This window comes from Nocardioides litoris, from assembly GCF_006346315.1.
GTDB lineage: Bacteria > Actinomycetota > Actinomycetes > Propionibacteriales > Nocardioidaceae > Nocardioides > Nocardioides litoris.
This window is the reverse complement of the sequence record NZ_VDMR01000002.1, coordinates 289,503-302,231: the sequence shown is the minus strand read 5'-3', so window position 1 is coordinate 302,231 and position 12,729 is coordinate 289,503. Positions and strand designations below refer to the sequence as shown.

Sequence of the window (12,729 nt, the reverse complement as noted above, 5' to 3'; positions counted from 1 at the left end):
GTCCCCGCCACCCCACGGAGCCCTCGTTGAGCCTGACCGAGCACGACGACCGCGTCCCCGAGCCGCCGTACGACGGCCCCGGCGACCCCTGGGGCGACGGGCCGATGCCCTACGAGCCGGGCAACGCCCCGCGCTCGCCCGGTGACCGCACGCCGCCGCAGGACATGGCGGCCGAGCAGTCGGTGCTCGGCTCGATGCTGATCTCCAAGGACGCGGTGGCCGAGGTCTCCGAGGTGCTCCGCGGCGCGGACTTCTACCGGCCGAGCCACGAGGTCATCCACGAGGCGATCATCGACCTCTTCGGCCGGGGCGAGCCGGTCGACATGATCACCGTGGCCGCCGAGCTCCAGCGCCGCGGCGAGCTGGCCAAGATCGGCGGCGCGTCCTACCTGCACACGCTCGCGGCCAACGTGCCGATCGCCGCCAACGCCGAGTTCTACGCCCACATCGTCCACGAGAAGGCGATCCTGCGGCGGCTGGTCGACGCCGGCACCCGCATCGCCCAGTTCGGCTACGCCGGCGAGGGCCAGGTCGACGACATCGTCGACCGCGCCCAGGCCGAGATCTACCAGATCACCGACAAGCGCAGCAGCGAGGACTACGCCCCGCTGAGCGACATCATGGAGGGCGTCCTCGACGAGATCGAGGCCATCTCCAACCGCGAGGCCGGCCTGTACGGCGTGCCCACCGGCTTCGCCGACCTCGACGAGCTGACCAACGGCCTCCACTCCGGCCAGATGATCATCGTCGCGGCCCGTCCCGCCATGGGGAAGTCGACGCTGGCCCTCGACTTCTGCCGCGCCGCGTCGATCTCGCACAACCTCACCAGCGCGTTCTTCAGCCTGGAGATGACGCGCTCGGAGATCACGATGCGCCTGCTCTCGGCCGAGGCCAAGATCCCGCTCAACCACATCCGCAACGGCAACATGCGCGAGGAGGACTGGGACAAGCTGGCCCGCCACATGGGCAAGGTCTCCTCCGCGCCGATGTTCATCGACGACAGCCCCAACATGACGATGATGGAGATCCGGGCCAAGGCGCGCCGGCTCAAGCAGCGCCACGACCTCAAGCTCATCGTCATCGACTACCTCCAGCTGATGACCTCCGGCCGCAAGGTCGAGTCCCGCCAGCTCGAGGTCTCGGAGTTCTCCCGGCAGATCAAGCTGCTGGCCAAGGAGCTCGAGCTGCCGATCATCGCTCTCTCCCAGCTCAACCGTGGCCCCGAGCAGCGCGGCGACAAGCGCCCGATGATGAGCGACCTGCGCGAGTCGGGCTCGATCGAGCAGGACGCCGACATGGTGATCCTGCTCCACCGCGACGACGTCTACGAGAAGGAGTCGACCCGCCCCGGCGAGGCCGACCTGATCGTGGCCAAGCACCGCAACGGCGCCACCCGCGACATCACCGTGGCCTTCCAGGGCCACTACTCACGCTTCGTCGACATGGCGCACTGACCCGTCCCCTCGGACGACCTCGTGGCGGGCTGGACCTCGACGATGCCGGAGGTCCGGACGGTCTCGCCCACGGCCCGCAGCGCAGGACCATGGGGTGACCGAGGGGCGGCCCCTCCGCAGGGTACGCCTGCAGGGTGGTGACGCGCCGCGCCGACGGACGCGCAGGGTAGGCCCCATGACCGCCCTACGGCTCACCGTCGACGGCGCCGAGCGCCACCTCGACGTCGACACCAGGACCACGCTCCTCGACGCGCTGCGCGAGCGCCTCGAGGTCACCTCGCCGAAGAAGGGGTGCGACCACGGGCAGTGCGGGTCGTGCACCGTGCTGCTCGACGGGCGCCGCAGCCTGTCGTGCCTCACGCTCGCCGTGGCCCAGGACGGCGCGGAGGTCGTCACGGCCGCGGGTCTCGGGTCGCCCGACGCGCTGCACCCGGTGCAGCAGGCGTTCCTCGACCACGACGGCTACCAGTGCGGCTACTGCACGCCCGGGCAGGTCTGCTCGGCCGTGGGCATGCTCGCGGAGGCCGCGCAGGGCCACCCCAGCCACGCCACCGACGACCTCGAGGCCGACCCCGAGCTCACCGACGCCGAGGTCCGGGAGCGGATGAGCGGCAACCTCTGCCGCTGCGGGGCGTACGCCGGCATCCTGGCCGCGGTCCAGCAGGCGGCAGGCGCGGCCCGGGCGGAGGAGCGGGCATGAGGGAGCTGGCCTACGTCCGCGCGACCAGCCCCGACGAGGCGGTCGCGGCGGTGGCAGGCGACCCGCAGGCGCGGTTCCTCGGCGGCGGGACCAACCTCGTCGACCACCTCAAGCTCGGCATCGCCACACCCGGCACGCTCGTCGACGTGAGCCGGCTCGCGCTGGCCGAGGTCGAGGGGACCGCCGACGGGCTGCGGGTCGGGGCCGGGGTGCGCAACAGCGACCTGGCCGCCCACCCGGTGGTCCGCCGGGACTTCCCGGTGCTGGCCCGCTCGCTGCTGGCCGGCGCGTCCGGGCAGATCCGCAACCAGGCCACGACCGCCGGCAACCTGCTCCAGCGCACCCGCTGCGTCTACTTCCAGGACGCGAGCACGCCCTGCAACAAGCGCGAGCCCGGGTCCGGGTGCTCGGCCGTCGGTGGCCACGACCGCTACAACGCCGTGCTCGGGGCCAGCGAGGCCTGCGTGACCGTGCACCCCTCCGACCTGGCCGTGGGCCTGGCCGTCCTCGACGCCGAGGTCGTGGTGCTCGGGCCTGACGGCGAGCGCCGGCTGCCCTACGACGAGCTGCACCGCCTCCCCGGCCACCACCCCGAGCACGACACGACGCTGGCCCACGGCGAGCTCGTCACCGCCGTCGAGCTGCGCCGCTCGCCGGTGGCCCGCCGGTCGACGTACGAGAAGGTGCGCGAGCGGGCGTCGTACGCGTTCGCGCTGGTCTCGGTCGCGGCGGGCCTCGAGCTGGCCGACGACGGCACGGTCAGCGACGTGCGGGTCGCCTGGGGCGGGGTCGCCCACAAGCCGTGGCGGGCCCGCGTGGTCGAGGACGCCCTGCGCGGCGAGCCGCTCGAGGAGGAGCGGGTGCGCGACGTGGTCGCCGAGGAGCTCCGCGACGCCACCACCACGACCGGCACCGCGGGCAAGCCGGCCATGCTCGCCGGCGTCACCGCCCGCGCGCTGACCCGGCTCGCCGCCCCCGGGCCCCAGGTCGAGGAGGCCGGCCGATGAGCACCGCCGAGCCGATCACCCCCCGCGCCGTCGGCGCCGGCCACGCCCGCGTCGACGGGCCGCTCAAGGTCACCGGCCACGCGCTGTACGCCGTCGAGCACGGCTCCGACGAGGGCGTGACCGACCCGCTCACCGCCTGGGTCGTGGGTGCGCCCGTGGCGCGCGGCCGCGTCGTCCGCGTCGACGCGGCCGAGGCGCTGGCCCACGCCGGCGTCGTCGCCGTCCTCGACCACGAGACGGCGCCGCGGCTGACCGAGACCGGCGACGCCGAGCTGGCGATCCTCCAGGACGACCGCGTCCACTTCCGCGGCCAGGTCGTCGCGCTCGTGCTGGCCGAGACCTCCGAGGCGGCCCGCGAGGGCGCCCGGCTGGTGCGGGTGCACGTCGCGGAGGAGGCGCACGTCGCCGACCTCGACGAGGGCGTCGACGCCGGGGAGGCCTACGCCCCCGAGCAGGCCAACGCCGGCCACGAGACCGACTGGGCCGACGGCGACCTCGAGGCCGCCCGCGGCGCCGCGTCCGTCGTGGTCGACCAGACCTACGCGACCCCGCACGAGCACAACAACCCGATGGAGCCGCACGCGGCGGCCGCGCACTGGGACGGCGAGCGGCTGACCCTGTGGGACTCCACCCAGGGCGTCCACCCCGTCGCCGGCACGCTCGCCCCCCTGCTCGGGCTCGACCAGGAGCGGGTGCGGGTCCGCGCGCCGTACGTCGGCGGCGGGTTCGGCAGCAAGGGCCTGCCCCACCCGCCGGAGGTCGCGGCCGCGCTGGCCGCGCTCTCGCAGCCGGGTCGCTGGGTGCGCCTGGCGATCACCCGGCAGCAGGTCTTCTCCCTCACCGGCTACCGCACCCAGACCCGGTCGCGGGTCCGGCTCTCGGCCGAGCCCGACGGCCGGCTCCTGGCCGTCGAGCACGACGCGCTCAGCCAGACCTCCCGGGCCAAGGAGTTCGTCGAGCAGACCGCCACGGCGGCCCGGATGATGTACGCCGCGCCCGCCCGTCGCACGACCCACCGGGTCGTCCCGCTCGACGTGGCCGTGCCCTCGTGGATGCGCGCGCCCGGCGAGATGCCCGGGATGTTCGCCCACGAGGTCGCGATGGACGAGCTCGCGGTGGCCTGCGGCGTCGACCCGGTGGACCTCCGGGTGCGCAACGAGCCCGACCGCGACCCCGAGACCGGCAAGCCGTGGAACGACCGCCGGCTGGTCGAGTGCCTGCAGCGCGGGGCCGAGCGGTTCGGCTGGGCCGGGCGCCCGGCCGAGCCGCGGGCCACCGTCGACGGCGACTGGCTGGTCGGCACCGGGGTCGCCGCGGCGACGTACCCGACCCTGTGGAACCCCGACAACGCCGCGCGCATCGAGTCGCGCGCCGGCGGCCGGTACGCCGTGGGCATCGGCGCCGTCGACATCGGCACCGGCGCCCGCACCGTGCTCCGGCAGGTCGCCGCCGACGCGCTCGGGGTCGACGTCGAGGCGGTCGACCTCGCGCTCGGCGACACCTCGCTGCCCATGGCCACCGTGGCCGGCGGCTCGGCCGGCACCGCGTCGTGGGGGACCGCGATCGTGCAGGCGGCGCAGCAGTTCCGGGCCGACCACGGACCCGACCCGGCGCCGGGCCTGCACACCGTCTCGACCACCGAGGGCTACCCCGACACCGAGGGCCACGCGCTGCACTCCTTCGGCGCGGTCTTCGCCGAGGTGCGCGTCGACCGCTGGACCGGCGAGCCGCGCTGCACCCGGCTGCACGGCACCTACTCCGTGGGCCGCGTGGTCAACCCGGTCCTCGCCCGCTCCCAGCTGCACGGCGGCCTCGTGATGGGGCTCTCGGCCGCGCTGCACGAGGACGGCGTGCGCGACCCGCGCTTCGGCCACACCGTCACCCAGGACCTCGCGACCTACCACGTCGCCGCCCACGCCGACGTGCCGCCGGACCTCTCGGCGGAGTGGCTGGAGGAGAGCGACCTGCTGGCCACGCCGTTCGGCGGCCGGGGCGTCGGCGAGATCGGCATCGTGGGCACCGCGGCGGCGATCGCCAACGCGGCCTGGCACGCCACCGGGGTCCGGGTGCGTGACCTGCCGGCCACCCCGGCGACGTTCGTGGGTGGGGTGCGGGGCTAGGTCGGGTCGGGTGCGCCGGCTGCGGGGGCCTCGAGGCTCGTCGCCGGCGCTCCGCGCACCTCGGCCACCGTCGAGGTGAGGCCGTCGAAGGTCATCGCGGTGACGGCGGCAGCGAGGCGGTCGGGAGTGATGGGGCCGCCGGGGCGGTACCACTCGACGAGGGAGTTGACCGTGCCGAAGAGCAGCCGGCTGATCACCTCGGGGTCGAGGTCGGCGCGCAGGTCTCCGGCGGCGACGGCCTCGCGCACCAGGACGGCGAGCTTCTCGTCGATGACGCGGCGGCGGCGCAGCGCGTCCTGCTCGACGGGGCTGTTGCCGCGCACCCGCAGCAGCAGGGTGACCGCCGGCAGGTGGGCGGCCAGGATCCGCACCGACTCCTCCACCGTGGCCCGCAGGCGCTGGTAGGCGGTGGCGTCGTCCTCGGCGTGCTCGGCCGCGGCGTCGATGGCCGCGCTCAGCCCGTCGAGGGCCTCGTCGAGCGCGGCGGCCAGCAGGTCCTCCTTGCTGGAGACGTGGTGGAAGACCGCCGACTTGGAGATGCCGAGGTCGCGGGCCAGGTCGGCGACGCTCGTGGCGTCGTACCCGCGCTCGTTGAACAGGGCGATGGCGCGCCGCAGCACGGTCTCCTGGTCGTAGCCGGGCCGGCCGCGCCGGGCCGGCGCGCCGGCGGACTCGCTCACCCGTCGACGACCACGGTGCCGGAGGTGGCGGTGAGGGCGGCGTACGCCTCGACGAGCCGGGCGGTGACCGGTCCGCGCGCGCCGTCGCCGATGCGCCGGCCGTCGACCGCGACGACGGGGGCGAGCCCGCCCATCGTGCCGGTCACGAAGACCTCGTCGGCGGTGTGGAGCTGGGTGGTGGAGAAGTCGCCGACCACGGTCGGGACGCCGAGGTCGTCGCACAGCCGCAGCACGGTGGCGCGGGTGATGCCCTCGGGGCAGGCGCGGGTGGTCGGGGTGCGCAGCACGCCGCCGGTGACGAAGAAGACGTGGGTCGCGTTGGTCTCCGCCACGAACCCGGCGTCGTCGAGCATCAGCGCGTCGTCGGCGCCCGCGAGTGTCGCCTCGACCTTGGCCAGGATCGAGGTCAGCAGGTTGTTGTGGTGGATCTTGGGGTCGAGCGAGTCGGGCCGGTGGCGGCGCACGGACGAGGTGGCCAGGGTGATGCCGGTGTCGTCGTAGACCGGCGACTTGAACTCCGCGAGCACGACGAGCGTCGGGCCCGACTGGTTGAGCCGCGGGTCCATGCCGCTGGTGACCTTGACCCCGCGGGTGAGCGTGAGCCGGACGTGCACGTCGTCGCGCATCCCGTTGGCGGCGAGGGTGGCCCTGATCCGGTCGGTGATCTCCTCGTCGGAGGGGATCTCGGTGAAGGCCAGGGCCTTCGCCGAGCGGCGCAGCCGGGCCAGGTGCTCGTCGAGGGCGAAGATGCGGCCGTCGTGCAGCCGCAGGCCCTCCCACACGCCGTCGCCGCCCTGCACCACCGAGTCGAACGGCGACAGGCCGGGCTCGTCGCGGTGGCGCAGCACGCCGTTGACGGAGTAGACGAGGTCGTCGTTGCGGGGGTCGTAGCTCTGCTTCACGGGGTCCTTCGGGTCGGGTCAGGCGTGCAGGCGGTACGGCGCGAGCGCGTCGTAGCAGGGCCGGCAGCGCTCGAGCAGCGGCTGCAGGTGGTCGGGCAGGGAGTCGCCGGCCCCGGGGGACTCGGCGCCGAACCCGGTGGAGGCCTCGACGCCGGCGTACCAGTGCGGAGCCCACACGCCGTCGGTCTCCCGCGGACCGGCCGGCCACGTCAGCATCGCCTCGTCGAAGGCCACGTCGAGGACGGCGCACAGCGCGCCCAGGGTGGCCCGCGGGTCGCGCAGCACGTCGGCGGCGTCGACCACCGGGCCGCCGTACCGCTCGAAGAGCTCGACCTGCTGCGGCAGCCCGAGGTCCTCCAGGGTGGGCGCCTCGCGCACCTTGGCGTACGACGTCAGCACCCGCTCCGGGTCGCGCACCAGGAACGCGTGCTGGAGCCCCCCGAGCGCGCCGCGGTCGATGCCCGGCAGCAGGTGGTGGGTCATGTGCTTCTGGTACTGCAGCGGGGTGCCGACCGCGCCCGCGGTGAGCTCGGCGCACACCGCGCGCCAGTCGGTCGGCTGGGAGGCGATGACCTCGTCGCGGCCGGGGTGGTCGAGGCCGGTGGTGGTCAGGTAGGCGGCGTACAACGGCTCGTCGACGACGGTGCAGTCGGCGCGGTTGCCCCAGCTGCGCATCATCGCGGTGGACAGGTTGCGCGGGCCGGACCACATCGCGATCCGACGCACCCCCTGCCCGGTCGTCACCACGGGGCGACCCTACGGGGCGGGCTCCCCGGTGTCGTCGGCGTGCGCGATGTGCGAGAGCTGCGGCCAGACCAGCACGAGCAGGACCGCCGACCCGGCGAAGGCGAACCAGAACGGCGTGGTCACCGAGCCCACCTGGGCGAGCACGCCGCCGACGCCCGCGCCCACCACGAGCCCGCCGAAGACCGCGACCCGGTAGGCCGCACCGACCCGTCCCTGCAGCTCGGTCGGCACCGCCCGCTGCCGCACGGTCGTCGAGGTGGTGCCCCACACGAAGGCGTGGGCGCCGAAGACGAAGAAGACCGGCAGGGCGACCCAGGCCGAGGTCGTCAGGGCGAGCGCTGCGTGAGTGAGGGTCTCGATGACCAGGCCCACGCGCATCACGTCACCGAGGCTCAGGTGCCGGGTGATCCAGCCGTAGGACACGATGCCCAGCAGCCCGCCGGCGGCGGTGACGGTGGTGACCAGGCCGAAGCCGACCTCGCCGAGGCCGAGCCGCTCGGTGGCGTAGAGGACGAGCACCGACCAGGCGGCGCCGTAGGTGACGTTGAAGACGAGGATGACGATCGCCAGGGTGCGGACGGCGGCGTGGTGCCACAGCCAGCGCAGGCCCTCGGCGATCTCGTGGCGCACCGAGGTGCCGGTCGGCCCCGACCGTCCGGCGCGCGGCGCGGTCGGCGCGGCCACCCGCGCGACGAGCACGGCCCCGAGGAGCACGAGCACGGCCTGGGCGCCGAAGGCCCACGCCGCCCCGGCGGCGAACAGGGCCGCCCCCAGGGGCGGGCCGGCCAGCTGGTTGACCGTGAGGAACCCGGTCTGCAGCCGGGCGTTGGCCACGGCGAGGTCGTCGCGGGCCACCAGCATCGGCAGCAGCGCGGCCGAGGCGTTGTCGGCGAAGGTCTCCGCGGTGCCCAGGGCGAGCAGCGCGACCAGCACCACGGCGATGGAGACGGTGTCGGTGAGGATCGAGGCGGTCAGCACCACCAGGACGGCCACCCGCACCAGGTCGACGGCCACCACGATGCGCCGCCGGTCGACCCGGTCGGTGACGACGCCGGCGTGCAGGCCGACGAGCAGGGCGGGTGCCCAGACCGCGGCCGCGGCCATCGAGACCAGGAACGCCGAGTCGGTCTGCGCGGCGACCAGCAGCGGGCCGGCGGCGACGGCGATGCCGTCGCCGAGGTTGGAGGTCCACGACGAGGCGAGCAGCCACCGGAACGGGGTGCCGAGGCGCCGCGGCGCGACGACGTCGACGACCCGTCCGCGCCTGCCCACCGTCACGCCCACGGTCGCGGGACGCTACCCCGCGAGCAGCTGCTCCAACAACGCCTCGGCCTCGGGGCCGCGGGCGACCTCGTCGTCGGCGGGCGCCGCGGGCGGCGCGACCTCCTCGCCGACGTCGCTGAGCTCGAGGTCGTAGGTGCCGTCGAGCTGGATGCCGGGGGGTGCCTGCACGTCGATGGCCAGCCGGCGCACCACGTCGTCGGGCCCGACCCAGGCCTCCACCGCGAGGTCGGAGCGCGCGCCCTCCCCGGTCAGGGCGAAGGCCGTGCGGAACGCCTCGGCGTCCTCGCCCGCGGCCGTCTCGGCCTCGGCGTAGGTGGTGGTCCAGGCGTACCTGCGGGTCTCGACGCCGTCGACCTCCTCCGTGCCCTCCTCGGTGGCCTCGGCGCCGCTGCGGGTCACGTAGACGACGCCGAGGAGGTCCTCGGGGGTGAAGGTCTCGTCCTCGGCCAGCTGGGTCGCGTCGCCCTCGAGGTAGGTCGCGCCGTCGGGGAAGGCGGGCACGCCGGTGCCCTCGGCCGCGACCCACAGCGACTCGCCGTCGGAGAGGATCGTCACCTCCTGGGTCGCGCCGTCCTGGTCGACCGCGATGGTGGTCTCGGAGACCGGCACGTCGTAGTCGATGCGGCCGTCGGTGCTGAACCGCAGCTCCTGGGTGGCGATCTCCAGCTCGGCCGAGGACGCGATGGTGAAGCGCCGGGTCGCCACTGTCGCGTCGGCGGCCGCCTCGAGCACCTCGGCAGGCGCGCGGTCGTCGGGCTCCTGCTCGGGCTCCTGCTCGGTCGCGCTGGTGCTCGCGCTGGGCTCCGGTGCGGTGCTGCCGGCCGTCCCGCCGCCGCCGCCACCGCCTCCGTCGTCGTCGCCCTCTCCCAGGATCGCCCCGCAGCCGGAGAGGGCCAGGCAGGAGGTGAGGGCCAGGGCGGACAGCCGGGTGCGCAGGGCCGTGGTGGTGACGGCCCTGGTGGCGGTCGTGGTGGCGGTCGTCAGCGTGGTCATCCCCGACCTGTGCCCGCCCGCGGCGCGTCCGAACCGGCCCCTAGGCTCGGCAGGTGCCCGCCGACCACCCGCCGCTCGACCGGGCGGGGCTGGTGCGCGGCGTACGACTGGGGGTGCCGTACGCCCTCGTCAGCTTCGCGCTGTCGCTGTCGTTCGGGGTGCTGGCGGTGCAGGCCGGGTTCACCGTGCTGCAGGCCATCGTGACCTCGGGCCTGGTCTTCGCCGGCTCGGCGCAGTTCGCGGCCCTGTCGATCCTGGCCGGCGGCGGCAGCCCGGCCGCCGCGCTGTCGGCCGCGACCCTCATGCACTCGCGGTTCCTGGCCATGGGCGTGGCGCTCGCGCCGTCGCTGCCCGGCGGGCCCGTTCGCCGCGCCGTCGAGGGCCAGGCCGTCGTCGACTCCTCCTGGGCCCTGGCCAACCGTGGCGACGGGACCTTCGACCGGGCCCTCATGCTCGGCACCACCGCCCCGCAGTACGTCGCCTGGCTGCTCGGCACCGTCGTCGGCGCGCTCGCGGGCGACCTCCTCGGCGACGTCGAGCGCTACGGCCTCGACGCGCTCTTCCCGACGTTCTTCGTCGGCATCCTGCTGGCCGAGCTGCGCCGGCCCCGCGCCCGGGTCGCCGCCGCGCTGGGCGCGGTCGTGGCGCTGGCCCTGGTGCCGGTCGCGCCCGCCGGCGTCCCCGTGCTCGCCGCCGCGGCGGCCGCGCTCGTCGGCCTCGGCGTCGACCCCGGCGGAGCCCGGCGCACGGACGACCGGGCGGGGGAGGGCGGATGAGGCTCAGCGAGGGCCAGGTCTGGCTGCTCATCGCCGCCCTGGTCGCCATCACCGCCCTGACCAAGGCCGTCGGTCCCGCGCTCGTCGGCGGTCGCGAGCTCCCCCGTTGGGCGGGCGGCGTCATCGGCGCCATGGCCCCGGCCCTGCTGGCCGCGCTCGTGGTCACCGCGGTGCTCTCCGACGGCCCGCGATTGACCGTCGGCGCCGACACCGTCGGCGTCGCCGTGGCCACCCTGCTGCTCGTCCTCCGCGTCCCCCTCGTCGCGGCCGCCACCGTGGCCGTGGTCGTCACGGCCGTGCTCCGCGCCGTCACCTGAGGGGGCGGGCCGGTCAGCCCGGATACTGCGTCACCCCGTCAACCTCGGGCGGGTCACGCCACGTTGATGGGGTGACGCACTATCCCCGGCCCAGCGACTTCTCGTAGCGGTGGACGGCGAGGAGGGCGGGGGCGGAGCCGGGGACGACGGCGGCGACCTGCTCGGGGCCGCGGTCGAGCCAGCCGCGGCGGGCGTAGAAGCGGCGGGCGCGGTCGTTGGGGGCCAGGACGGTGAGCCAGGCCGTGGCGTGGCCGGCGGCGGCGATCCGGTCCTCGGCGGCCGCGAGCAGCGTGTCGGCGACGCCGGTGCCGCGCGCGGGCGCGGCGACCATGAGCTGGTGCACCTCGTCGTCGCGCACGGCGACGAGGCCGAGGAGCGCGCCGGCCCGCTCGGCCACCACGGTCCCGGGCAGCAGCTCGCGCACCCAGCCCTCGACGTACGCCGGGCCACGCGCGGCGAGCAGCGCAGGCGGCAGGTGGTCGCGGTGCGCGTCGTGCCAGGCGTCGTGCAGCAGGACCGCGAGGTGGGCGAGGTCGGCCGGCGTGGCCGGGCGCAGCACGGGTCCGGCGGTCACCGGGACACCCTGCGGGACCCCGGCACGGGTGTCCAGGCTCACATACGTACAGAATGTACGGAAGTGGTCGGGTCGTCCTACCGTCGGACCATGCGCCGCCCCGTCCTCCCCGCCGTCGTGGCGGTCCTGCTCGTCCTGGTCACCCTGCCGCTGGCCCTCGGGGCCGGGCCGGCCACCGCCGCCGACCGCGTCCGCGACCGGGCCCGCGACCGCCAGGTCGTCAGCCGCGAGGTCGTCTTCGAGGTCGACAACACCACCTCCGGCACCCTGACCTCGCTCGGCTGCCCGCTGCAGCCCGACCGCCGCGAGCACCGGGTGCGCGCCACGATCGTCGGCCCGCGCCACGTCGTCGTCGGCCGCGGCGGCGTCGAGACCTTCCACCTGCTGGTCCACGACGCCGGCACCGGAGGGTGGTTCTGGAACCTGCGCGGCACCCCCACCTACGACTACGCCGGCCAGCTGGCCCGCCAGGGCGAGACGTCGGTCGTGCTCGACCGGCTCGGCTACGACCGCAGCCCGCTGCCCGGCCGCGCCACCTGCCTGGCCGCGCAGGCGGAGGTGCTGCACCAGGTCGTCCAGCACTTGTACGCCGGCACCTACGCCAAGCCGGGCCGCCCGCGCGAGAACACCCAGAACGCCGCGCACGTCGTCACCCACGGCCACGGCACCGGCGCGACCATCACCCAGCTCGAGGCGGCGCGCTACCGCGACGTCGACGGCGTCGTGCTGATGTCGCCCACCTCGACGAGCCCGACCACCGCCGCGCTCCGCGTGCTCCAGCAGCAGTCGCTGACCTGCCTGGGCGGCGCCGGCTCGGCGGCGTACGGCGCCTCGGCGGCGGAGTTCCGCCGGCTGCTGTTCGCCTCGGCGCCGGCGGCGGTGCAGCGCGCCGCCGCCGCCCGCCGCAACCCGACGCCCTGCGGCGACGTGGCCAGCCTGGCCCAGACGGTCCTCGAGGCCGGCTCGGCCCGCCTGCACGCCCCGGCCCTGGTGCTCACCGGCTCGCGCGACGGCCGCAACCGGGCCGCCGCCGCGGTGGCCTCCGACGACCGGGTCGTGCGGCGCACGGTCGCCGGCGCGGGCTCGGCGCTCCCGCTGGAGCGCCAGGCCCCCGCCGTACGACGCGAGGTGCTGAGGTTCGTCCGCTCGCTGTGAGCGGGCCCCGGCCCGGCCGG

At 75.5% G+C, this 12,729-nt stretch carries 13 protein-coding genes; 7 read left to right on the top strand and 6 right to left on the bottom strand.

Annotated elements, in window-relative coordinates:
- Positions 1 to 104: 104 nt before the first annotated feature.
- From dnaB to FJQ57_RS09560, 4 genes are all read left to right on the top strand, one after another.
- A complete protein-coding gene (gene dnaB, locus FJQ57_RS09575; protein ID WP_139980575.1) occupies positions 105 to 1,454 on the top strand; it encodes a replicative DNA helicase in 1,350 nt (449 codons plus the stop codon).
- Positions 1,455 to 1,629: 175 nt separating this feature from the next.
- Complete coding sequence (locus FJQ57_RS09570; protein ID WP_139979629.1) at positions 1,630 to 2,154, top strand: 2Fe-2S iron-sulfur cluster-binding protein; 525 nt, start codon at positions 1,630 to 1,632, stop codon at positions 2,152 to 2,154.
- Positions 2,151 to 3,161 (top strand): FAD binding domain-containing protein, encoded by a 1,011-nt coding sequence (locus tag FJQ57_RS09565; RefSeq protein WP_139979627.1) that lies wholly within the window; start codon positions 2,151 to 2,153, stop codon positions 3,159 to 3,161. Before FJQ57_RS09570 ends, FJQ57_RS09565 begins: the two co-directional genes overlap by 4 nt.
- Complete coding sequence (locus FJQ57_RS09560) at positions 3,158 to 5,281, top strand: xanthine dehydrogenase family protein molybdopterin-binding subunit (protein WP_139979625.1); 2,124 nt, start codon at positions 3,158 to 3,160, stop codon at positions 5,279 to 5,281. Before FJQ57_RS09565 ends, FJQ57_RS09560 begins: the two co-directional genes overlap by 4 nt.
- On the opposite strand, the gene FJQ57_RS09555 is transcribed toward FJQ57_RS09560, so the two are convergent.
- Genes FJQ57_RS09555 through FJQ57_RS09535 form a run of 5 tightly spaced genes read right to left on the bottom strand, consistent with a single transcriptional unit; the run spans position 5,278 to position 9,887 of the window.
- Positions 5,278 to 5,961 carry a TetR/AcrR family transcriptional regulator gene (locus FJQ57_RS09555; protein ID WP_139979623.1) on the bottom strand — a complete coding sequence of 228 codons (684 nt, stop codon included), beginning with the start codon at positions 5,959 to 5,961 and terminating at the stop codon, positions 5,278 to 5,280. The genes FJQ57_RS09560 and FJQ57_RS09555 overlap by 4 nt on opposite strands.
- Positions 5,958 to 6,863, bottom strand: coding sequence for an aminotransferase class IV (locus tag FJQ57_RS09550; protein WP_139979622.1), 906 nt, complete (start codon positions 6,861 to 6,863; stop codon positions 5,958 to 5,960). Before FJQ57_RS09550 ends, FJQ57_RS09555 begins: the two co-directional genes overlap by 4 nt.
- An 18-nt stretch (positions 6,864 to 6,881) precedes the next feature.
- Entirely contained in the window at positions 6,882 to 7,610 is a 729-nt protein-coding gene (locus FJQ57_RS09545) for a sulfotransferase-like domain-containing protein (RefSeq protein ID WP_246081715.1), read from the bottom strand.
- Positions 7,611 to 7,619: 9 nt separating this feature from the next.
- Positions 7,620 to 8,894 (bottom strand): MFS transporter, encoded by a 1,275-nt coding sequence (locus FJQ57_RS09540; RefSeq protein WP_246081714.1) that lies wholly within the window; start codon positions 8,892 to 8,894, stop codon positions 7,620 to 7,622.
- Positions 8,895 to 8,906: 12 nt separating this feature from the next.
- Positions 8,907 to 9,887 (bottom strand): LolA-like protein, encoded by a 981-nt coding sequence (locus FJQ57_RS09535; protein WP_139979620.1) that lies wholly within the window; start codon positions 9,885 to 9,887, stop codon positions 8,907 to 8,909.
- Between the two features lie 53 nt (positions 9,888 to 9,940).
- On the opposite strand from FJQ57_RS09535, the gene FJQ57_RS09530 reads away from it, so the two are divergent.
- Together FJQ57_RS09530 and FJQ57_RS09525 are read left to right on the top strand one after the other, a co-directional pair.
- Complete coding sequence (locus tag FJQ57_RS09530; RefSeq protein ID WP_246081713.1) at positions 9,941 to 10,663, top strand: AzlC family ABC transporter permease; 723 nt, start codon at positions 9,941 to 9,943, stop codon at positions 10,661 to 10,663.
- Positions 10,660 to 10,980: an AzlD domain-containing protein gene (locus FJQ57_RS09525; protein ID WP_139979618.1), complete on the top strand. Its 321-nt coding sequence runs from the start codon at positions 10,660 to 10,662 to the stop codon at positions 10,978 to 10,980. Before FJQ57_RS09530 ends, FJQ57_RS09525 begins: the two co-directional genes overlap by 4 nt.
- Before the next feature lie 79 nt (positions 10,981 to 11,059).
- Here FJQ57_RS09525 and FJQ57_RS22425 read toward each other — a convergent pair whose 3' ends face one another.
- Positions 11,060 to 11,554 (bottom strand): GNAT family N-acetyltransferase, encoded by a 495-nt coding sequence (locus FJQ57_RS22425; protein ID WP_170219355.1) that lies wholly within the window; start codon positions 11,552 to 11,554, stop codon positions 11,060 to 11,062.
- Positions 11,555 to 11,644: 90 nt separating this feature from the next.
- Between FJQ57_RS22425 and FJQ57_RS22420 the strand changes: the two genes are divergently transcribed.
- A complete protein-coding gene (locus FJQ57_RS22420; protein ID WP_170219354.1) occupies positions 11,645 to 12,709 on the top strand; it encodes an alpha/beta hydrolase in 1,065 nt (354 codons plus the stop codon).
- Positions 12,710 to 12,729: the final 20 nt, after the last annotated feature.